The organism is Jeotgalibacillus haloalkalitolerans, from assembly GCF_034427455.1.
Lineage (GTDB): Bacteria > Bacillota > Bacilli > Bacillales > Jeotgalibacillaceae > Jeotgalibacillus > Jeotgalibacillus haloalkalitolerans.
The window spans coordinates 718,864-741,695 of record NZ_JAXQNN010000002.1 but is presented as its reverse complement, the minus strand read 5'-3'; the positions used below and the strand labels follow the sequence as shown (position 1 = coordinate 741,695).

18 protein-coding genes, 1 other RNA gene and 1 other annotated feature are annotated in these 22,832 nt (G+C 43.1%); of the genes, 16 read left to right on the top strand and 3 right to left on the bottom strand.

Annotation, left to right across the window (positions count from 1 at the left end; genetic code table 11):
• Positions 1–35: 35 nt before the first annotated feature.
• On the top strand, positions 36–659 hold the full coding sequence (locus UFB30_RS08790; protein WP_435390871.1) for a DUF421 domain-containing protein: 624 nt from the start codon (positions 36–38) through the stop codon (positions 657–659).
• Here the strand turns inward: UFB30_RS08790 and spoVB are convergent.
• Entirely contained in the window at positions 646–2,145 is a 1,500-nt protein-coding gene (spoVB, locus tag UFB30_RS08785; RefSeq protein WP_322421300.1) for a stage V sporulation protein B, read from the bottom strand. The two genes, UFB30_RS08790 and spoVB, sit on opposite strands and share 14 nt — an antisense overlap.
• Before the next feature lie 99 nt (positions 2,146–2,244).
• Between spoVB and UFB30_RS08780 the strand changes: the two genes are divergently transcribed.
• The 7 genes from UFB30_RS08780 to dtd all read left to right on the top strand — a co-directional run bounded on the left by UFB30_RS08780 (position 2,245) and on the right by dtd (position 11,437).
• Positions 2,245–2,565, top strand: a complete 321-nt coding sequence (locus UFB30_RS08780; RefSeq protein ID WP_322421299.1) for a post-transcriptional regulator — start codon at positions 2,245–2,247, stop codon at positions 2,563–2,565.
• Between the two features lie 147 nt (positions 2,566–2,712).
• Positions 2,713–4,983: a protein translocase subunit SecDF gene (secDF, locus tag UFB30_RS08775; protein WP_322421298.1), complete on the top strand. Its 2,271-nt coding sequence runs from the start codon at positions 2,713–2,715 to the stop codon at positions 4,981–4,983.
• Positions 4,984–5,341: 358 nt separating this feature from the next.
• Positions 5,342–5,692: a LapA family protein gene (locus UFB30_RS08770; RefSeq protein ID WP_322421297.1), complete on the top strand. Its 351-nt coding sequence runs from the start codon at positions 5,342–5,344 to the stop codon at positions 5,690–5,692.
• Between the two features lie 84 nt (positions 5,693–5,776).
• Entirely contained in the window at positions 5,777–8,128 is a 2,352-nt protein-coding gene (gene recJ, locus UFB30_RS08765) for a single-stranded-DNA-specific exonuclease RecJ (RefSeq protein ID WP_322421296.1), read from the top strand.
• Complete coding sequence (locus tag UFB30_RS08760; RefSeq protein ID WP_322421295.1) at positions 8,119–8,631, top strand: adenine phosphoribosyltransferase; 513 nt, start codon at positions 8,119–8,121, stop codon at positions 8,629–8,631. The genes recJ and UFB30_RS08760 overlap by 10 nt, the downstream gene beginning before the upstream one ends.
• A 157-nt stretch (positions 8,632–8,788) precedes the next feature.
• Positions 8,789–10,981: a RelA/SpoT family protein gene (locus UFB30_RS08755; RefSeq protein ID WP_322421294.1), complete on the top strand. Its 2,193-nt coding sequence runs from the start codon at positions 8,789–8,791 to the stop codon at positions 10,979–10,981.
• A gap of 18 nt (positions 10,982–10,999) precedes the next feature.
• On the top strand, positions 11,000–11,437 hold the full coding sequence (gene dtd / locus UFB30_RS08750) for a D-aminoacyl-tRNA deacylase (RefSeq protein WP_322421293.1): 438 nt from the start codon (positions 11,000–11,002) through the stop codon (positions 11,435–11,437).
• 37 nt (positions 11,438–11,474) lie between these two features.
• Here the strand turns inward: dtd and UFB30_RS08745 are convergent, their stop codons facing one another.
• On the bottom strand, positions 11,475–13,199 hold the full coding sequence (locus UFB30_RS08745) for an SH3 domain-containing protein (protein ID WP_322421292.1): 1,725 nt from the start codon (positions 13,197–13,199) through the stop codon (positions 11,475–11,477).
• 147 nt (positions 13,200–13,346) lie between these two features.
• Positions 13,347–13,563: a binding site (T-box leader), on the top strand.
• A gap of 76 nt (positions 13,564–13,639) precedes the next feature.
• Between UFB30_RS08745 and hisS the strand changes: the two genes are divergently transcribed.
• The 6 genes from hisS to UFB30_RS08715 all read left to right on the top strand — a co-directional run bounded on the left by hisS (position 13,640) and on the right by UFB30_RS08715 (position 19,804).
• Positions 13,640–14,905 carry a histidine--tRNA ligase gene (hisS, locus tag UFB30_RS08740; RefSeq protein WP_322421291.1) on the top strand — a complete coding sequence of 422 codons (1,266 nt, stop codon included), beginning with the start codon at positions 13,640–13,642 and terminating at the stop codon, positions 14,903–14,905.
• Positions 14,906–14,916: 11 nt separating this feature from the next.
• Positions 14,917–16,692 carry an aspartate--tRNA ligase gene (aspS, locus tag UFB30_RS08735; protein ID WP_322421290.1) on the top strand — a complete coding sequence of 592 codons (1,776 nt, stop codon included), beginning with the start codon at positions 14,917–14,919 and terminating at the stop codon, positions 16,690–16,692.
• Between the two features lie 57 nt (positions 16,693–16,749).
• Positions 16,750–16,938, top strand: a non-coding RNA gene (gene ssrS, locus UFB30_RS08730) — 6S RNA.
• Positions 16,939–17,087: 149 nt separating this feature from the next.
• Positions 17,088–17,846 (top strand): tRNA threonylcarbamoyladenosine dehydratase, encoded by a 759-nt coding sequence (locus UFB30_RS08725; protein WP_322421289.1) that lies wholly within the window; start codon positions 17,088–17,090, stop codon positions 17,844–17,846.
• A 91-nt stretch (positions 17,847–17,937) separates the two neighbouring features.
• Complete coding sequence (locus UFB30_RS08720) at positions 17,938–18,870, top strand: ABC transporter ATP-binding protein (protein WP_322421288.1); 933 nt, start codon at positions 17,938–17,940, stop codon at positions 18,868–18,870.
• Positions 18,863–19,804, top strand: coding sequence for an ABC transporter permease (locus UFB30_RS08715; RefSeq protein WP_322421287.1), 942 nt, complete (start codon positions 18,863–18,865; stop codon positions 19,802–19,804). The genes UFB30_RS08720 and UFB30_RS08715 overlap by 8 nt, the downstream gene beginning before the upstream one ends.
• A gap of 63 nt (positions 19,805–19,867) precedes the next feature.
• Here the strand turns inward: UFB30_RS08715 and UFB30_RS08710 are convergent, their stop codons facing one another.
• Positions 19,868–21,127 (bottom strand): replication-associated recombination protein A, encoded by a 1,260-nt coding sequence (locus UFB30_RS08710; protein ID WP_322421286.1) that lies wholly within the window; start codon positions 21,125–21,127, stop codon positions 19,868–19,870.
• Between the two features lie 114 nt (positions 21,128–21,241).
• On the opposite strand from UFB30_RS08710, the gene cymR reads away from it, so the two are divergent.
• Together cymR and UFB30_RS08700 are read left to right on the top strand one after the other, a co-directional pair.
• Complete coding sequence (gene cymR, locus UFB30_RS08705) at positions 21,242–21,661, top strand: cysteine metabolism transcriptional regulator CymR (RefSeq protein ID WP_322421285.1); 420 nt, start codon at positions 21,242–21,244, stop codon at positions 21,659–21,661.
• A 15-nt stretch (positions 21,662–21,676) separates the two neighbouring features.
• Positions 21,677–22,813: a cysteine desulfurase family protein gene (locus tag UFB30_RS08700; protein ID WP_322421284.1), complete on the top strand. Its 1,137-nt coding sequence runs from the start codon at positions 21,677–21,679 to the stop codon at positions 22,811–22,813.
• Positions 22,814–22,832 lie beyond the last annotated feature (19 nt).

Sequence of the window (22,832 nt, the reverse complement as noted above, 5' to 3'; positions counted from 1 at the left end):
TCGTAAAGGTGGTGCGGAGATTGTTTGAAATCTATATGCTGATCGGGTTTAAAGCGGTCACACTTTATTTACTGATTCTATTGATTTTCAGGCTGATGGGTAAACGCGAAATCGGAGAGCTGAGTTTGCTTGACCTGATTGTATTTATGATGATCGCAGAAATGGCAGCTTTTGCGATTGAAGACCCTTATATGAATTTTATGCAGGCTGCATTTCCGATGGTGCTGTTAATGCTCCTGCAGATTCTTTTATCATGGTTTTCTTTAAAATCCAAAAAGTTCAGGGATCTCATCGATGGCAGACCTTCAATCTTAATTCATAACGGTGAGCTGGTGAAAAATGAAATGAGAAAGAATCGTTATAATATAGATGATCTTATGCAACAGCTGAGAGAAAAAGAAGTATTTGACCTCCAGGAAGTCTCATTTGCCATTTTAGAGCCTTCCGGCACATTATCTGTCCTCAGGAAAGAACGCAGTGCCGGGCAGCTGTCACTTCCTTTAGTAATGGACGGCAGAATTCAAAGCAGACACCTGGACCTGATCGGAAAGAATGAAAGCTGGCTGCGAAAAGAACTGAAGCAGCAGGGTTATGATCAGTTGAAAAATATATTTTTTTGTACGTATGAGGATGGACAGTGGTTTATCAGTTCTTCTTAAAGCTTTTAAGAAAAGACCAGTCATCCCGCTGGATCAGCTGAACCCGGGAAGCTAAAAAGCAGAAGATCAGAATGAGTATCAGTATTCTGACAGGTGCACTCATTGATAGAATCCCGGTATGTATCAGCCAGCAGCAGGCTGATACCAGCGCAATGGCTGCATATTGGCCGATGGGCAGAGACAACCTGGTCATTTTTCTCACGGAGTGGAAATGTAAAAAAGTCACTGCGGCTGTGCCGATTGCAAGTCCAATTGCAGCACCTGTGATGTCTTCGAAATAAATCATGAGGCCCGCCATAGAAAGAAGCTTGATGATTGAGCCTGTGATACTGTTGACCATAGCTTTGCCGGCTGCTTCAAATGCCTGCAGGACAGCGTGCAAAGGTCCCTGATAGTAATAAAAGATAAAAAATAAAGCCATTAATTTTAATAAATTGAGTCCTTCTGCTGATCCATATAAAAGTGTCAGTATTGTTTCACCCTCAAGAAAAAGAATCAGACAGCAAAGTGTACCGGTCACTGCAGAAAGCCTCAATGACTGTGTGATTCTGTACATGACAACCCGGTCCTGTGACAGTGCCCTGGCTTCACTGATTGAGGGGACCAGGGCCATACTGAGTGAAACAGTAATAAACGAAGGCAGCAGTAATACCGGCAGGACAAATCCGGTTAATAATCCGTATTCTGCTGTGACTGCAGTAGCAGCCATCCCTGTAAATACGAGACATTTCATCACGATGATCGGCTCCAGAAACCAGGCGGCAGAGCCCACGAATCTGCTCCCCGCACTTGGCAGGGCAATCTTCAGTAACTGATTAGCGGTTTCCCGGAAAGAGTTCTCTGATCTGCCTCTCAGTTTCGTTTTCTTGGTCTTAAACATGACCAGTAAAAACAGCAGTGAGCATAATTCACCGATGACAGCTGCGAGCATTGCGCCACCGGCTGCATAAGCTGGGCCTTTAGAGCTTAAAAACCCTACAGCCGCAACCAGCAATAGTATGCGTATCGTCTGTTCAAGAACTGACCCGATTGCTGTGATCCCCATCTGCTGCCGTCCCATAAAGTATCCACGGACGACAGCTGAAAAAGCAGCGATTGGAATGATTGGTAACACTGCTATAAAAGGAATAAGCGTCCGCTCATCGTTTAGAAGCACTGTGGAAATATAGGGTGCTGCAAAAAATAAAAGCGGGGTCAAAAGAACAGCCAATGACCCGGTGATCCAAAGCGACACGGAGAGGATCTTACGGATTTCCTGCTCGTTTTTATTTGCTGCCGCTTCTGATACATACTTGGAAATTGCGATCGGGAGACCCAGCTGAGTCACGGTTATAGCCAGCATCAGGGCAGGAAATGTCATCATGTAAAGCCCTACACCTTCAGCACCGGCCATATCAGCGAGAATAATCCTATGTACAAACCCGAGAACTTTTGTCACTAACGCAGCAGCCATTAGCAGTAGAGTACCTTTAATAAGTTTAGACACTTTGTCCCCCATCTTCTCAAATGCATATATTTTAGATACAATAAATCATATGCCGCAGAGAAACGGGGCTATGCAATAAATATAGAGAGGAGTATGAAAGTGAATCAATATACCAGCTACGAAGATGCATTTTCAGTTGTAGGTCCTGCTTTAATCAGTAAAGCACAGGAGCTCAGACTGTATGGATATGATACCGCAACACCTGAAAATGTCTGGCGCTATCTGACACACAAAAAATGGAAAAGAGAGAGTGAAAGCTTCAGGCTTCACCGCGTCGTACAGGAAATCCTTCAGGTCAAAGCAGGCGACTATATGAATTTCATGACGAATGAAGAATACAAACAGACTGCAGGAAGAAGCGGACTGGAAGATGAGGAATTACAACTGCTCCTTCATGGGCAACATAAAGATGAACATTGACTGACAATATAAGAGACTGCGTTGACACCTTCAGGGAAGTAATACATAATAAGTCTGTTGCTGAAATTTCAGACACTTTACAGACCTGTTACAAACGGGCAGTTTTCATATAGTCTCGGCTATATACACAGGGAGGATTTTTACATAATGATTAAGCGCAGCAGGATTGTCGCCTTCTTTTTATTACTCATATTGATTGGCGGCACAATTGGACTGACATCCAATACAATTTTAAATAACATCAAACTGGGTCTGGATCTTCAAGGCGGCTTTGAAGTGCTGTATGAAGTAAATCCGGCTCAAGAAGGTCAGGAGATTACTCCGGATGTCGTATCTGATACAGCAGAGGCACTTGATCGCCGGGTAAACGTACTTGGTGTTAACGAACCTGTGATTCAGGTTGAAGATGGCAACAGAATCCGTGTTCAGCTTGCAGGTGTTGAAGATCAGGATCAGGCAAGGGAGATTCTTTCAACTGAAGCAAACCTGACATTCCGTGATGTAAATGATGAAGTCAAAATGACCGGGGCTGACCTTGTTGAAGGCGGGGCTACCCAGACATTTGATCCAAACAACAATCAGCCGATCGTTCAGGTTGAGTTAAAAGATGCGGATCAATTCGGTCAAATTACACAGGAAATTCTTGCGATGGCACCCCAGAATCAGCTTGTCATCTGGCTTGATTATGAGGAAGGGGACTCCTATCAGGAAGAAGTAACAAAAGAAGACCCTAAATTCATATCAGCACCAAATGTAAGCGAAGTGCTGAATACTGATACAGTTACGATTACAGGTAATTTTACACTTGAAGAAGCAAACAATCTTGCGGATCTGTTAAGTGCAGGGTCACTGCCAGTTGAACTCGAGGAAGTATATTCAGATTCAGTTGGTGCATCATTTGGTTTATTGGCTATGGAGCAGACGATCCTTGCAGGTATCATTGGTGTTGCGTTGATCTTCCTGTTTATGATTGCGTTCTACCGTTTCCCTGGGTTGATCGGGATTATCACTTTATCGGTATACATCTATCTGATCCTGCTGATTTTTGACTGGGTGAATGGCGTATTGACACTCCCGGGTATAGCAGCATTAATTCTCGGGGTTGGTATGGCAATTGATGCCAATATCATCACATATGAGCGGATGAAAGAAGAGCTTCGTATAGGAAGGTCTGTCCGTGATGCATGGAAAAAGGCGAGCAGTTCTTCATTATTGACGATTGTGGATGCTAACGTAACAACAATGTTGGCAGGTATTGTATTATTCACATTTGGTACAAGCTCAGTTAAAGGTTTTGCGACAATGCTGTTAATCAGTATTGTGACAAGCTTTATCACCGCTGTTTTCGGTACACGTTTATTTATGAGCCTCTGGATCAGAAGTAAGTTTCTTGATCAGCGTAAAGGCTGGTTTGGCGTCAAAAAGTCTGAAATTCTTGAGTATAACGAGGAAGAGGAGCCTGACTCACTTGATCTGCCGACTAAGTTCGACCGCTTCGACTTTGTGAAGGTCAGAAAAAGGTTCTTCATTCTTTCAGGAGTATTACTCGTAGCGGGTCTGACAGTATTACTTACTTTCAGATTGAACCTTGGAATAGACTTCACTGAAGGATCACGAATGGAAGTACTGTCTGATACACCGTTGACGAACGAATCCTTTGCAGCGGATATCGAAGAAGCCGGCTATGAGCCATCAAATGTAGTGGTTTCAGGTAATAACCAGGAGATTGGGGTAGCAAGATTTTCAGAAGAGCTGAGTCAGACCGAAATTGCTGAACTGAGATCATATTTCACTGAAGCATATGGATCCGACCCGAATATTTCAACGGTTAATCCGGTCATTGGAGAAGAGCTTGCTAGAAATGCACTTATGGCAGTCGCCATTGCATCGATCGGCATTATCCTGTATGTAACCTTGCGTTTTGAATGGCAAATGGCAACTGCATCAATTGTTGCTTTAGTCCATGATGCATTTTTTATCATCGCAATCTTCAGCTTAACAAGACTTGAAGTTGACGTTACATTTATCGCGGCAGTTCTGACGGTTATCGGTTACTCCATTAACGATACAATCGTTACGTTTGACCGGATCAGGGAGAACATGCGTAAGATGAAGCGGATTGAGAAGAAAGAAGAGCTTGCAGCAATTGTTAACAAATCACTGAGACAAACGCTCGGCCGTTCAGTGAATACTGTGCTGACAGTGGTGTTCGTTGTAGTCGCACTGATCCTTTTCGGTGCAACGTCAATCTTAAACTTCTCTATCGCTCTGCTGGTCGGTTTAATAGCAGGTACTTACTCATCAGTATTTATCGCGTCTCAGCTGTGGTATGTACTGAAAAAGCGCCAGCTTAAGAAGAAAGGCGTACTGATTACATTCAAAGAGAAGAAAGAATGGACTGACGAACCAGTCGTATAAAAAAGAGATTGGGACAAAAGGTGAAAAACAAGTTAATAACATCTTTTAAATATTGAAAAAAAAACTTAGTGCAGTGGAGCGTAAGGCAGCGACTCCGGGACGAGTAGAGGAAAGCTGAGACCCCGCAGCCGAAGGCGAGGAGGCTTAGCGACCTCCGTCCGGAAAGCGTCCGCCTGAAGCGTAGCGAAACGACTTTAATAGGCTGAGACATTTTTATGTCCCGGCCTCTTTTTTTATATTTAATTTATAGCTCCTTTTTGAGACAGCACACATCACAGGAGTAAAGACCATTCAATAAGGGTAAAAACAACTATCATATCTGAATAAATTGATATAATAAATATAAGGAGGTCATATCATGAAATTTCAATGGACACTGATTTTAGGGATCGTTTTTGCACTTATTGTCGCTATTTTTGCTGTTATTAATGTCGATCCTGTAACTGTTAATTTCGGCTTTTCAGAAGCTGAACTGCCGCTGATTCTGGTTATTTTGGGATCAGTTTTAATGGGTGGAATCATCATGGGTTCAGTCGGGCTTTTCAGACTGTTTATTGCCCAGCGGAAAGTGAAACATCTGGAAGCTGAAAATAAACAGCTAAACGAAAAACTTGTCGAAGCTGAAAAAGCGCAATCCGGCGAATTACCAAGCCGTCAGGAATACCGGAAGACCGCTCCGGATTCAGCAGGAGACTCAGCTGCGGAATAATATGATGATGCCTGGTCACCTCTTCAGTTCATTGAATCATGGGAATGCCTCATGTATAATGAAATCATCTGAAGAGGTGAAAAAATGCTAACATCTAAAACTAGATGGAATGTTAGAGAAAGCAGCACAGCTGAAACTGAAAAGCTTGCAGCCGCTCTTGACATTCCGCTTTTTATTGCAAAATTATTGGTACAAAGAGGGATGACAACCCCGGAAGCAGCTGCTGATTTTTTACATATTGATAAAAAAGAATTTCATGATCCATACCTTTTTAATGATATGAAAAAAGCAGTAGAACGTATTGAGTCAGCTGTGAATCAGGGAGAGTCAATTTTAATTTATGGTGACTATGATGCGGATGGTGTCACAAGCACATCTGTGATGCTGAGCACTTTAAAAATGCTTGGTGCAGCGCCTGACTTTTATATTCCGAACCGCTTTACAGAGGGCTACGGTCCGAATGAAGGTGCTTTTCGTTACGCCGCAGAACAGGGATATTCATTAGTGATTACAGTTGATAATGGTATTTCCGGTGTCCATGAGGCACAGGTGTTAAAAGAGTTGGGTGTGGACCTGATTATTACAGATCACCACGAGGCCGGACCTGAACTACCTGAGGCGTATGCGATTATCCATCCGAACCTTGAAGGTGGAACTTACCCTTTCAGAGAGCTTGCAGGAGTAGGAGTGGCATTCAAACTGGCTCATGCACTGCTTGGAGAGCCACCGGTTGAACTGCTTGACCTTGCAGCTATTGGTACAATTGCGGATCTGGTTCCGTTAACAGGAGAGAACCGGTTGATTGTAAAAAAAGGGTTAAAGCAATTAAGAGCATCTGAGCGTAAGGGACTTCATGCATTATTAAATAAATCCAGCGCAAAAATCCATGAAGCAAATGAAGAAACAGTCGGCTTTGCTATTGGCCCCCGCCTGAACGCAGTAGGCAGACTTTCTGATGCAGATCCTGCGGTAGAACTGCTGATGACAGATGATACTGCAACTGCAGAGGCGCTTGCCAGTGAAATTGATTTAATGAATAAAGAGCGTCAGGCGATTGTAGCTGAGATCGCAAAAGAAGCGATGGAAATCGCTGAAACACATTATAAAGATGACCGCGTTTTGATTATTTCCAAAGAAGGCTGGAACCCTGGTGTAGTAGGGATTGTTGCTTCGAAGCTTGTAGAAAAATTCTACCGGCCGGTTATCATTCTTTGTGAAAATGCTGAAAAAGGAACTGCAAAGGGTTCAGCCAGAAGTATTGAAGGCTTTAATATGTTCCAGGAACTGTCACAGAACCGTTCAATCCTGCCGCATTTTGGCGGACATCCAATGGCTGCGGGTATGACACTGGACATTCAGCACATTGATGAAATACGTAAGAATCTGAACGAACAGGCTGAGAAAATGAACGATGAAGACTTTATTCCAGTTTCAAATATTGATGTGGAGGCCTCCATTTCAGAGATTGACCTGGATTCAATCAGTCAGCTTCAGATGCTTTCACCGTTTGGAATGAAAAATCCTAAACCAAAGGTTCTGATTGAGCAGACAGAGATCGCTTCAATCAGAAAAATCGGTGCAGGTCAGAATCATTTAAAGCTGTCAGTCAGACATGACGATCAGTCCCTTGATGCCATTGCTTTTGGGATGGGTGAAATAGCAGATCAGATCTCTCCGATTGCAAAGCTTGATTTAATCGGTGAGCTTTCAATTAATGAGTGGAATAATATTAAAAAGCCCCAGCTGTTTGTAAGTGATATCAGGGTAAAAGAATGGCAGCTTTTTGATATCCGCGGGATTGCACAGGCTGCAAGATGGGCCCCGACAATACCAGCTGATTCAATTGTGCTTGCTTACAATCAGGCTACGCTTGAACGGTTTAGACCTGTTCTTCAGCACGAAGTCGTACTGATTGACTCACTTCAGCATGCCAGTGAACTGAATGCTGATCATCAGACACTCGTTTTTCTCGATCTGCCAGATGATGCAAAATTGCTGGAAGCCGTTCTTAAAGAGAATCAGCCTGGCAGAATTTATGCGCATTTTTATCTGGAGGATCCGCAGTTTTTCAGTTCGATTCCGAAGCGTGAGGACTTTGCGTGGTTTTTCGCTTTCCTGAAAAAAAGAAAAACGTTCCACCTGCATCAGCATGGAAAAGCACTTGCTTCTCATAAAGGTTGGTCATTAGACACAATTAATTTTATGACGAAGGTGTTTTTTGAACTGGATTTTGTTACAATAAACGATGGATTCATTACGCTTAATGAAGAAATCAATAAACGTGACTTGTCAGAATCCCCTGCCTATCATGCGAAAACACAGTTAGCTAAGTTAGAGCAGGAATTATTATATTCGTCATTTCATGATTTGAAAAAATGGTTTGAAGAGCGCTGCGGATGGTCGCGGCAACCTGAGGAGGAAAAGGTATGGATTTAAAGCAATTCGTGACAATAGTGGAAGACTGGCCGAAAGAAGGCGTGCGGTTTAAGGATATTACAACGTTAATGGACAATGGAGAAGCATACAGCTATGCGACGGATCAGATTGTTGAGTATGCGAAGGAAAAACAGATTGACCTTGTAGTTGGTCCTGAAGCGCGCGGATTTATTATCGGTTGTCCGGTTGCTTATGCACTGAAGGTAGGCTTTGCCCCTGTAAGAAAAGAAGGAAAGCTGCCGAGAGAGACAGTTAAAGTAGACTACGGTTTAGAATATGGTAAAGATGTACTGACGATTCACAAGGATGCAATCAAGCCTGGTCAGCGCGTGCTGATCACAGACGATCTGTTAGCTACAGGCGGTACGATTGAAGCGACAATCAAACTTGTAGAAGAACTGGGTGGAATTGTTGCGGGATGTGCATTCCTGATTGAACTGTCATACCTTGATGGCCGTGAAAAACTGAACGGTTATGATATGCTCCGTTTAATGGAATATTAATGAACAACTGTTAAAAGAGCCCTTCTTTAGGGGCTCTTTTTAGTATATTGATGCTTTATTTCATGAATTATCAGTAATGGCTTTACATAAATTGATTTTTTATTAATAATAGAAACAATACTCAAAACTACTAAACATGATAAAGGTGATAAATTGTATGGCAAATGATCGGGTGCTTACCGTTGAAGAAGTGTTCGAGATTACCTCAAGTTATATGAACGAAAGCCAGGTCGAATTTGTAAAGAAAGCTTATCACCTGGCTGAAGAAGCACATAAAGAGCAGTTCCGAAAATCAGGTGAGCCTTATATCATCCACCCTGTGCAGGTTGCAGGTATTCTCGCAGAGCTTCAGATGGATCCATCTACAGTTGCAGCCGGCTTTCTTCATGATGTCATTGAAGATACCATTTTTACTTATGAGGATTTGACTGAGAAGTTCAACGAAGAAGTTGCCATGCTGGTGGACGGCGTTACGAAACTCGGAAAGATCAAATATAAATCGAAAGAGGCACAGCAGGCAGAAAATCATCGGAAAATGTTTATTGCGATGGCACAGGACATCAGAGTGATTTTGATTAAGCTCGCTGACCGCCTTCATAATATGCGTACATTAAAACACATGCCAGTTGAAAAGCAGATCCGTATTTCGAATGAAACACTGGAAATATTTGCGCCACTGGCTCACAGATTAGGGATTTCCACAATTAAATGGGAGCTTGAGGATACATCGCTCAGATATCTCAACCCACAGCAGTACTACCGTATCGTAAATCTGATGAAGAAAAAGCGCAATGAGCGGGAAGAGTATGTGGATGAAGTCATTACTGAGATCAAACAACAGGTAAAAGATGTCGGCATTGATGTTGATATTGTCGGCAGACCAAAACACATTTATTCAATCTATAAGAAAATGGCTGTACAAAATAAACAGTTCAATGAAATTTATGATCTTCTTGCTGTGCGCGTGATCGTGGACAGTATAAAGGACTGCTATGCTGTACTCGGGATTATTCATACCTGCTGGAAGCCGATGCCCGGCAGATTCAAAGATTATATTGCGATGCCAAAACCTAATATGTATCAGTCCCTTCATACGACTGTGATTGGTCCAAAAGGCGATCCGCTTGAAGTGCAGATCAGAACAGCTGATATGCACCGGATTGCTGAATATGGGGTGGCAGCACACTGGGCCTATAAAGAAGGTACAGTAGTGAATGAAGACAGCAAGCAGACAATTGAAAAGAAGTTAACGTGGTTCAGAGAAATTCTCGAGTTCCAGCAGGATTCATCAGATGCAGAGGAATTCATGGATGCGTTGAAATTTGATCTGTTTTCCGACATGGTTTACGTATTTACGCCAAAAGGCGATGTGATGGAATTGCCGGCAGGCTCTGTCCCGATTGATTTTGCTTATCGTGTGCACTCTGAGATTGGGAATAAAACAATCGGCGCCAAAATTAACGGGAAAATGGTTCCGCTTGATTCACCTTTGAAGACTGGTGATATTATCGAAATCATGACGTCCAAACATTCATATGGACCCAGTCAGGACTGGCTGAAGCTGGCCCAGACTTCCCAGGCGAAAAACAAAATCAAAGCGTTCTTTAAAAAGCAGAGACGTGAAGAAAACGTTGAAAAGGGCAGGGAATCCGTTGATCGGGAAATCCGCGCGCTTGATTTTTCTCCAAAAGAAGTATTGACAGAAGAAAATATGAAACGTGTGTATGAAAAATACAATTTTGCAAGTGAAGAAGATCTTTTTGCGGCGGTCGGCTATGGTGGAATTACCGGAGCACAGATCGCAAACCGGTTAACTGACAGGCTCAGAAAACTGCGCGATGAAGAAGATACACTTGAAAAAGCAATGGCTGATATCAAACCCCCTTCAGTTAAAAAGAAGAAGGATGCGGGTGTAACAGTCAAAGGAATAGATAATCTGCTGGTCAGACTCTCAAAATGCTGCAGCCCTGTTCCGGGGGATGACATCATTGGTTTTATTACACGCGGGCGGGGTGTGTCTGTGCACAGAAGTGACTGCCCGAATATTCAGGGTGACTCTGAAGCAAGACTGATTCCCGTTGAATGGGAAGGAACGACTGATAATAGAAAAGAATACAACGTTGACATTGAAATTTCCGGCTATGACAGAAGAGGTCTCTTGAATGAAGTACTGCAGGCTGTAAACGAAACAAAAACAAACATTTCAGCTGTCAGCGGAAAAAGTGACCGCAATAAAATGGCAACCATTAATATGTCAATTATGATTCAGAACGTGACGCATCTACAGAGAGTAGTAGACCGGATCAAGCAGATACCGGATATTTATGCCGTTCAGAGAATTGTCAATTAGTATAGGAGGCATATTGTTTTGAAAGTTGTTGTTCAGAGAAGTAAAGAAGCGCATGTAACAGTAGAGGGCAAAGTGGAAGGTCAAATCAGTTCAGGACTGGTACTGCTTGTTGGTATCAGTCAGGACGATACCGAGTCCGATTGCCGCTATGCTGCTGATAAAATTGCCAATCTCCGCATCTTTGAAGATGATGAAGGCAAAATGAATCATTCTGTGCTGGATAAGGGTGGAGAAATCCTGTCGATTTCACAGTTTACGCTATATGGTGATACTAAAAAGGGTAGACGGCCGAATTTCATGAACGCTGCGAAGCCGGATCATGCAGAACCGCTTTACGTAAAATTCAATGAATACCTCAACGAAAAAGGCCTGAAAGTTGAAACAGGTGTTTTTGGCGCGATGATGGATGTTTCCCTGACCAATGATGGTCCGGTAACGTTAATCGTAGAAAGTTAAAAAGACGCTTCCCTTATACCTGGGAAGCGTCTTTGTTTTATTCTGAAAAGTACTCAGTCAGACCATTATAAATACCTGTTGCAGCCATTTCCCTGAAACGGTCATTATTGATCGAAGCCTCTTCAGAAGGGTTACTGATAAACCCGAGCTCAAGCAGTACTGACGGCGCAGAGTTATCTCTTAATACGAGGAAGTTCCCGTGCTGCATACCACGGTTTTTCACCGTCATACTGTCACTCAGGCCTTCATGAACCGAATCAGCAAGTGCTTCATCAGGTCCTCCGTAATAATAGGTTGTAAAGCCTTTTACACTGCGGTCATTGATTGCATCGTAATGCAGTGAAATAAATGCATCAGCCTGATGGTCTCTTGAAATGGCCACACGGCTGTAAAGGTCTACGTAACGGTCATCTTCCCGTGTCATAATGACATTTGCACCTGTGCTTGAAAGCATATGATAAAGTACTTCTGCGGTTCTGATCGTTAAGGATTTTTCAAGTGTACCGGCAGCACCGACAGCTCCTCCATCCCTTCCGCCATGACCCGCATCAATAATGATGGTGGCTTCAGAAATGGATGTAACCGGCTCTTCATTTTCCTCTTCGGTTTCACTTTCCGGTTCCGCAGGCTCAGCTTCATTTCCTGTAGAGACAATCCAGTTTGCAATGAATCCACTACCACCGCCTGGCAGGCTGATTTCGTACCAATCCCCATTCTGACTGACAATTGAAAGAGATTCACCTGCACTGGCTTTATATACGACAGCAGCATCTGTTGAAGGTGCCTCTCTGACATTGGAGCCGTTATAGAGGATTGTAACTTCACCGCTTGTCTGAGCACTGACATTACTTTCAGGGTGAATACCCCGTTCAGTAAACCAGCCGGCAATCCATCCGCTTTTACCTTCTTCAAATTCAATCCGTAACCAGTCTCCTGACTGTTCTTCCACTGAAAATGAATCATACAGGTTGACCGTTCCGATCACATCAGCATTGCGGCCGGGCTCTGAACGAACCTGTAGTCCATTCACTGTAATATGTATATCATCAGATGGTGTTTCAGCAGTCTGGTTAACCGTGGAAGAATGATATTCAACATAATCAGAGCTGATCCAGCCTGTTAAAGTACCTGTACTTATGTATAACCAGCCATATTTTTCATCGCTGACAATGACCTGGTCACCAGTATTAAGTGTACCAATCACATTTCCATCAGATGAAAAATCATCTCTGACATTCAGTCGGTCAACGAGAATGGTCCCATTACTGCCCTCAGCAGCTTGTGGTTCAGATGCAGACGCATCCAGATACTCAGAGACAACCCAGCCGGTATTCCCCTGATATACAACCTCTGACCAGTTATCTGAAGATGAAAGTACCTCAACGCTTTGTCCTGCCTGAATCACTGACAGAATCTCTGAATTCTGATCCGGTTCAGCTCTCAGTCTCAGGTTATCAGTTGTAACAGCTGACTGGCTGGCAGCTTCTGTTTCAGGTTCATTAACAGATGTAAGCAGCCATTCAGCAATCCAGCCGGACCCGTCATTTACTGAGACTTCCACCCAGCCATTGTCTCTCTGCAGTTCTTTATACTGATCTCCGGCATTGCCTGTAGCAATGGCAGGATAAGATAATCCCGGGCCTTCCCGGATCAGTATTCCATCGTGTGCAGCTTCAATTGTACTTCCTTCTGCATGCACTTTTAATTCCGGTACTAATGATAGAAATAAAACAGTTGATATTAGTACTGACAGCAGTTTCAATCACATCACCTCAACATCCTTGTATTCATATCATATAGAAAAATAAATAAGGCGTCATTAGTATTTTGAAAATTTAAGACAATTATTATCCTCTTGACAACAAAGCTGTTGGTGATTATGATTGATTACATTATATGAACATATGAACGAATCCCGATGATGGAGAATAGTAAACAGGATCACGTATGTAAAGAGAGAGGCTGCCATAGGCTGAAAGCAGACTTACATTGCGCCCTGTTGAATGAACACTCCGTAGGCTTTTTCCTGAACTTTAAGTAGGGAGAAACGTCAGCAGGCGTTAACTGCTTTAAGTGGAAGCTCAGGCTTCAATTAGGGTGGCACCGCGGAATTTCCCGTCCCTTGTTTTCGAACAAGGGACGGGATTTTTTTATTTGTCTGGGATTTTATGTTGAAGCTAGGATTTGAAGGAGGAATTATCAGTGGCAATTAATATACCAAGAGGTACGCAGGATATTTTACCGGGTGTTTCCGAACACTGGCAGTATATCGAACAGACTGCTGCAGAGCTATGCAGACAGTATCAATATAAAGAAATCCGGACGCCGGTTTTTGAACACACTGAGCTGTTTGAAAGAGGTGTCGGTGATACGACTGATATCGTTCAAAAAGAAATGTACACATTCAAGGACCGCGGGGATCGTAACCTGACGCTGCGCCCTGAAGGAACCGCGAGCGTTGTCCGCTCATACGTTCAGCACAAAATGCACGGTCAGGCAATCCAGCCGGTTAAATTATTCTATACAGGTCCAATGTTCAGATACGAAAGACCACAGGCAGGCCGTTTCCGTCAGTTCGTACAATTCGGGGTTGAAGCGATTGGCAGTGATGACCCTGCAATTGACGCAGAAGTGATTTCACTGGCAATGGAATTATACAGCCGTCTGGGTTTGAAAAAAGTAAAGCTGGTATTGAACAGCCTTGGTGATACAGAAAGCCGTATTGCTCACAAAAATGCACTGATCGGACACTTCAGTCCAAGAATTGATGAGTTTTGTTCTGACTGTCAGGTACGTCTGAATAAGAATCCGCTCAGAATTCTTGACTGTAAAAAAGACAGAGGGCACGAGCTGATTGAAAATGCCCCATCTTTAAAAGATTATCTTAACGAAGAATCTCAAAGCTACTTTGAAAAAGTGAAACGTTACCTTGATGTAATGGGCATTGACTATGAACTTGATCCAAATCTGGTTCGCGGACTGGATTACTATAATCACACAGCATTTGAAATCATGAGTGATGCCGAAGGATTTGGTGCCATTACAACGCTTTGCGGCGGCGGCAGATACAATGGCCTGACTGAAGAAATCGGCGGACCGGCAACGCCTGGAATCGGGTTTGCGCTCAGCATTGAAAGACTGATGGCAGCACTTGAGGCAGAGAATGTAACGCTTCCGATTAATGATCACGTTGACTGTTATTTCGTTGCAATGGGAGAGGCTGCAAAAGAAAAAGCAGTATCTCTTGCATATGATGCACGCAAAAAGGGATTAAGTGTTGAGCTTGATTATCTGAACCGTAAAATGAAGGGGCAGTTTAAAGCAGCTGACCGTATCAACGCAGCTAACGTTGTCATTATCGGTGAAGATGAGCTGTCAGCAGGTAAAGCCGCTGTGAAAAACATGGAGAGCGGGACACAGGAAGACATATCATTTGAAGAAATTATTCAGTATATAGAGAAAGCTTAGGAGGAATGTACATGTTTGGACGATCATTTTATTGCGGAGAGGTACCTGAAGCCGCTATTGGAGAAAAAATCACACTAAAAGGCTGGGTTCAGAAAAGACGTGACCTCGGTGGCCTGATTTTTATCGATCTTCGTGACAGATCAGGAATTGTACAGGTTGTATTTAACCCGGAAACGTCTAAAGAAGCACTAGAAACAGCAGAAAACATCCGCAGTGAGTATGTATTGAGCATTGAAGGAACGGTTCAGGCGCGCGGTGAAGGAACGGTAAACCCGAATATCGCAACAGGTTCGATTGAAATCCAGGCAGAAGCAGTCACTGTTCTGAGCAGTGCAAAGACACCGCCTTTTGCAATCGAAGATAAAGCTGAAACAGCTGAAGACATCCGCCTGAAGCACCGTTACCTGGACCTTCGCCGTCCGGTTATGGCTGAGACATTTAAAATGCGTCACAGCATTACAAAATCAATCCGCCGTTTCCTCGATGACGAGCAGTTCATTGAAGTTGAAACACCAATGCTGACAAAGAGTACGCCTGAAGGTGCGCGTGACTATTTAGTGCCGAGCCGCGTACATGAAGGTGAATTTTATGCACTTCCGCAGTCGCCTCAGCTGTTTAAGCAGCTGTTAATGGTGGGCGGGTTTGACCGCTACTACCAGATTGCAAGATGTTTCCGCGATGAAGATCTCCGTGCTGACAGACAGCCTGAGTTCACTCAAATCGATATTGAGACCAGCTTTATGAGCCAGGAAGATATCATGGCAATGAACGAAAAAATGCTTTACCAAATGATGAAAGATGTAAAAGGACTTGAAATTCAGCTGCCAATTCCGCGTATGACGTATCATGATGCGATGGAACGTTATGGCTCTGATAAACCGGATACACGTTTTGCTATGGAACTTACTGATGTATCTTCAATTGTTGAGAACTCCGGTTTCAAAGTATTCAGTGGTGCTGTTGCAAATGGAGGTCAGGTGAAACTGATTAATGCAAAACAGGCAGCAGATCAATATTCACGCAAGGATATTGACGCATTGGGTGAATTTGCCGGACGCTACGGTGCAAAAGGACTTGCCTGGCTGAAAGTAACGGAGGAAGGTTTCTCAGGTCCAATTGCAAAGTTCTTCAGTGAAGATGAGCAAAGCGAGCTTAGTAAAACAGCAGATGCTGAAGCAGGTGACCTTCTGTTATTTGTAGCAGACAAAAAGTCAGTTGTAGCAGATGCTCTTGGTGCGCTACGTTCAAAACTTGGAAAAGACCTTAACCTGATTGACGAGTCGGCATTTAACTTCCTATGGGTAACTGATTGGCCGCTTCTTGAATATGACGAGGAAGAAGGCCGCTATTATGCTGCACACCACCCATTCACAATGCCGGTCAGAGAAGATCTGCACCTGCTTGAAACAGATCCGGGTGCAGTCAGAGCACAGGCATACGATATTGTGCTGAACGGATATGAACTGGGTGGAGGCTCGCTTCGTATTTTTGAACGTGAGATCCAGGAAAAAATGTTTGAGATACTTGGTTTCTCTAAAGAAGAGGCAATTGATCAGTTTGGATTCCTTCTTGAGGCGTTTGAATACGGTACACCGCCGCATGGTGGAATTGCGCTTGGTCTGGACCGCCTTGTGATGCTTCTTGCAGGCAGAACCAATCTGCGCGACACGATTGCATTCCCTAAAACAGCAAGCGCAAGCTGTGTGTTAACGAATGCACCGGGTGAGGTAAGTGAAGCTCAATTAGACGAGCTGAAGCTATCACTGAATCTTCAGAAAAATCTATAATTTTTCATCTAATTAATTGTTTTTTAATAAGCCGTATGCTATGATGATTTCACAAGGTAAGTCCTGATGTGTACGTTTTAATATCCATCAGTTTTGACCGAACACTTCAATATCCGGGAGTTCACGTTTTTCAGCCGCTTGCATGCCCTTTGCGGGGAAGCATAAAGCTGAAAATAGGACACCCACCTGCTGAGAGCGGGTTCAAAACGATAGATTCCTACATCGAACGGCACAATTGGGATTTACCACATCTTACATACGAAAACAGACCCGGAGCTTAGGCGTCGGGTCTGTTTTTTGTTTTAATAACAAGTATTTCTGTCGGATTTAAGTTGCATCTAACACCATTTTACGCTATTCTAAAAGCCGTTAATCCAATAAACGGAGTTGATAATATGCTGCACCAATTTTCCAGAAATGAACTTGCGATCGGCTCTGAAGGGCTCGATCTTCTAAAAGGTAAAACAGTGGCTGTTCTTGGTATCGGCGGCGTTGGCTCTTTTGCAGCTGAAGCACTTGCCAGAAGCGGGGTAGGCCGTTTGATCCTTGTAGATAAAGATGATGTTGATATTACCAATGTAAACAGGCAGATTATTGCATTGCTTTCTACCGTGGGACAGCCTAAAGCTGACCTGATGAAAGAGAGAATTGCTGACATTAATCCTGACTGTGAAGTACATTCTTTAAAGATGTTTTACACGGAAGAAACGTATGAAGAATTTTTCAGTTATGGTCTCGATTTTGTCGTTGATGCTTCTGATACGATTTCCTACAAAATTCATTTAATGAAGGAATGCCTGAACCGGGATATTCCAATCATATCAAGTATGGGAGCAGCAAATAAAATGGATCCGACCCGATTCCAGATTGCTGATATTTCAAAGACCCATACAGATCCGATTGCAAAAGTAATCAGAAAACACCTTCGTAAAGACGGGATCAAAAAAGGCATTCCAGTCATTTTCTCAGATGAGAGCCCGATTATTACGCGAGAAGAAGTAAATAAAACCGTTGGTAAAGAAAATGCACCAATCAGAAAGGCAAAGATGCCGCCTTCTTCAAATGCATTTGTTCCTTCAGCTGCAGGATTAATTGCTGCGAGCTACGTCATAAGGGAATTCTTAAAAGACGTTGATATTAAAACTGTAAGATAAAAACGGCGATTTTGCCGTTTTTTTTATTTTGTCTGAAACTTTTTTCCATTTGCAGCGTATTAAAGTTATCAGGAAAAAAGGGGAGTGTAAAATGAGCAGGCAGGTTGTTGAACTGAAAAATGTAACAAAAAACATCCGGGGCAAAACCATCATTGATGATATCTCATTTGATGTATACAGTGGAGAGGTTTTTGGTTTTCTTGGTCCAAACGGTGCCGGTAAAACAACGACAATCCGGATAATTGTCGGACTGATGAAAATGTCATCAGGAGACATTGTTGTAAATGGTAAAAGTGTGAAAGCGGATTTTGAAGGTGCAGTCAGTCAGGTTGGTGCAATAGTAGAGAATCCTGAAATGTATAAATTTATGTCAGGGTATAAGAATCTGATTCATTATTCAAGAATGTATAAAGGTATTTCAAAAGAAAAAATTGATGAAGTCGTTAAACTTGTGGGTCTTGAAGGAAGAATTCACGAAAAGGTAAAAACATATTCCCTGGGTATGAGGCAAAGACTCGGTATTGCACAAAGTTTACTTCATGATCCAAAAGTTCTGATCCTGGATGAACCTACAAACGGTCTCGATCCGGCTGGTATAAGGGAAATCAGAGATTACATAAGAAGACTTGCGAAAGAACGTGACATGGCAGTGATCGTATCAAGTCACCTGTTATCAGAAATGGAAATGATGTGTGACCGGATCGGTATTATTCAGCGCGGAAAATTAAAAGATGTGCAGTTAATCAGTGATTTCGTTGGTGCACAGTCTCAGGTTTATAAAATCGAAGTGTCTGATCCTGAACAGATTGCAGACAAAATGAGACAGGCGTTTCCTGCGTGGGAAATTCAGCTGGTCAGTGAGGACCTTCTGATCAACTGTAAAAAAGAAGATATACCGGCCATTATCAAATGGTGTGTGGGAGAAGATGTTTCAGTGTTTGGTGCAGCAGTTGCAGCAAAAACGCTTGAAGACAGATTCCTTGAAGTAACGTCTGAAAGAAAGGGGGAACCTGTAAATGTTTAATTTAATCAGAAACGAATGGATGAAGCTTTTCTCAAGACCTGCCACCTACGTTATGGTAGGACTGGTTGTACTTGCTGTGATTGCTGCAACTGCAATTACGCTGTTTATTAATTCCCTTGGGGACGGGGGAACAGGAAGCTGGGAATCACAGCTTGAAGCACAAAATGCCCAGCTTGAGGAGTCAGCTGCTAGTGGAGAACCCGCATTTATGGTACAGGACCCTGCTGAACAGATTGCCATTAATGAGTATGCAATTGAAAATGACATTGCACCAAACAATGCAGGAACTTTCTGGTCTTACCTTGAATCAAGTACATTTTTAATTTCGCTGATCGGACTGTTTGCGATTATCGTTGCTTCGGGTATCGTCGCGGGAGAATTCTCATGGGGAACGATTAAGCTGCTGATGATCAGACCGATTGCAAGATGGAAAATCCTTTTATCCAAATTCATTACAGTTGGCGCTTTTGGACTTTTCCTTGTAGCGATTACAGCAATTCTTTCCGTTATTCTGGGATTGATCTTATTTGATCCGGGATCTTCAATCAGACTTGTCTTTGAAGACGGTCAGGTTGTTGAAAAGAGTATGGCTGCCTATATTGTGCGCGTATACCTGTTTAACTCACTTGATGTCATCATGCTGACGACAATGGCCTTTATGATTTCAGCAGTGTTCCGTAACAGCTCACTGGCGATTGGAATCAGTTTATTCCTCCTGTTTGTAGGCGGAACGGCAACAAGCTTTATCGCAATGTACTATGATTGGGCAAAATACAGCCTGTTTGCAAATACAAACCTTTCATTGTATGAAATGAATATGCCGATGGTGGAGGGCATGACGATGCAATTCTCAATCATCATGATCCTGATCTACTTCACTATCTTTATGGTACTTGCTTTTACAATCTTTACAAAAAGAGATATTGCTTCATAAAAAAGTAAGTGTCTTATGATCACAATTTTATCATTAAAACAAGGCCTGGACATTGTCCGGGCCTTATTTTAATTTATCGTAAATCTGTTTTAATGCCTGCTCAAACTTACCGGTTTCCTTAGGTTCGTAGTAAGCTGCACGTTTCAGTGAATCGGGCAGGTACTGCTGGGCCACCCAGCCGCCGGGATAACTGTGAGGGTATTTATATTCGGTTCCCCGTCCCAGCTTTTCTGCGCCTTTATAATGCGCATCTTTTAAGTGGTCAGGCACTGCGCCAGCTTTACCTTTTCTAATATCTGAAAGTGCACTGTCAATCGCTGAAATCGCAGAATTCGATTTAGGAGACAGGCAGAGTTCAATGACAGCATTCGCGAGCGGAATACGGGCTTCTGGAAAACCAAGCCTTTCAGCAGATTCAATCGCTGCAAGTGTTCGCTGTCCCGCCTGAGGGCTTGCGAGACCGATATCTTCATATGCAATGACTAATAATCTTCGTGCAATCGTAGGCAGATCACCTGCTTCAATCAGTCTGCCCAGATAATGAAGTGCCGCATTCGCATCACTACCTCTGATCGACTTTTGAAATGCGCTCATCACATCATAGTGCGCATCGCCATCTTTATCGTGTGAAAAGTATTTCTTCTGCAGACATTCCTCAGCTGCTTCCAGAGTGACTTCAATTATATCCTCTTCATTTTCCTTCGTTGATAAAACAGCGAGCTCTAATGCATTTAAAGCACTTCTCACATCTCCACCGCTTGCTGTGGCAAAATGAGTGATTGCCTCTTCAGAAACCTCTATCTGTTTTTCACCAAAGCCTCTTTTATCAACAATTGCTCTTTTAACAGCCGCTTTCATTTCGTCTTCATCCAGCGGCTTCAGCTCAAAGATCTGAACTCTGCTCCTGATCGCAGGATTGATTGCGTGATACGGATTGCTTGTTGTGGCGCCGATTAAGATCACGGTTCCGTTTTCTAAATGAGGCAGCAGAAAATCCTGTTTTGCTTTATCCAGCCGGTGAACCTCATCTAAAAGAAGAATGACCCTGCCGGACATTTTCCCTTCCTGAACAACGACTTCCATATCTTTTTTATTATTGGATACTGCATTCAGCATTCTGAAGGCGTATTTCGTACTGCCGGCAATGGCTGAAGCGATAGAAGTTTTTCCGATCCCCGGTGGACCATAAAGAATCATTGATGAAAGTTGGTTGGCATCAACCATTCTTCTGATGATCTTACCTTCTCCCACTAAATGGGATTGACCAATGATCTCATCTATTTCAGCTGGCCTCATTCTGAATGCGAGTGGTTTAACAGCCATAGAATCCCCTCCGTTTCTCTAACAGCATCATACCCATATAATCCGCACAAATGCCAATCCTAAAGGTTATATGCTATAATGGCAAAAGCAAATAGTCGCAAAGGTGGATGACACATGAAAGTCTCAACGAAAGGCCGTTATGGTCTGACAATCATGATTGAACTGGCAAAAAATTATGGAGAAGGTCCAATTTCATTAAAATCAATTGCAACAACACATAATCTCTCTGAACATTATCTTGAGCAGCTGATTGCACCGCTCAGGAATTCAGGGTTTGTAAAGAGTGTCCGTGGTGCGTATGGCGGATATATTCTGGCGGATGAACCGTCAAAAATTACTGCCGGGGACATCATCAGAACACTTGAAGGTCCAATCAGCCCTGTTGAAGGTCTTGAAAACGAAGCGCCTCCTCAGAGAGAACTGTGGATCCGAATCAGAGATGCAGTAAGAAATGTACTTGATCACACAACAATTGAAGATTTAGCAAATCATACAGAAGAAGGCGAATCAGACGCCTATATGTTCTATATTTAACGGGAGGGTTTTGGTTTGAACAGAATTTATGCAGATCATGCTGCTACAACCCCGATGCTCCCTGAAGTCACAGCAGTCATGGTGGATGTGATGGAAAAGACTTATGGAAACCCGTCAAGTATCCACCAGACAGGTCGGGCAGCAAGAAAAATACTGGATGACGCCAGAACGCTGATTGCTTCCATGCTTGGCGTTCATTTTAATGAGATTCATTTTACAAGCGGCGGCACGGAAGCTGATAACCTCGCAATCTTTGGAACAGCTGATGCCATGCAGCATAAGGGGAAGCATATTATTACAACTGCAGTTGAGCATCATGCCGTTTTACATCCCTGTCAGGAGCTGGAAAAACGCGGTTTTGAGGTCACTTATCTGGAAGTGGATAAAACCGGTCGGATCAGCATGGAAGAGCTTGCTTCATCTCTGCGTGAAGATACGATTTTAGTCACTGTTATGTATGGAAACAATGAGTCAGGTACCATTCAGCCGATTAAAGAGATTGGTGAATGCTTAAAAGACCATCAGGCAGTCTTTCATACAGACGCAGTACAGGCATTCGGTCTTTCAGATATCAGGGTGAGGGATGAAGGCATCGACCTTTTATCTGTTTCCTCTCACAAAATCAACGGTCCAAAGGGTGCAGGGTTTTTATACATTAAAAACGGCACTCCTCACCATGCAACTGTTTTTGGTGGTGAGCAGGAACGCAAGAAAAGAGCAGGAACAGAAAATCTGGCGGCAATTTCCGGATTTGCTGAAGCTGTCAAACATGCGTACGAGCGTAAAGAGGAAAAAACAGCTGAACTGGTTAAAATAAAGGAAACGCTGATACATGAATTAAAACAATCAGACGTGCCATTTGAAGTAAACGGCTCCCTTGAATATTCACTCCCCCACGTGGTAAACTTGAGCATTCCGGGAGCCGAAATAGAGTCACTGCTGATTAACCTTGATTTAGCAGGAATTGCTGCGTCAAGCGGTTCAGCGTGTACAGCAGGGTCTGTAGAACCTTCACACGTGCTGGCTGCAATGTTTGGTTCAGAAAGCGAGAAACTGTTTAATTCAGTCCGCTTCAGCTTTGGTTACGGTAACACAGTTGAAGATGCAGTATATATTGCACAAAGTCTTAAGAAAATGACAGACCGCTTCTAGCGTCTGATAAGTAAAGGTG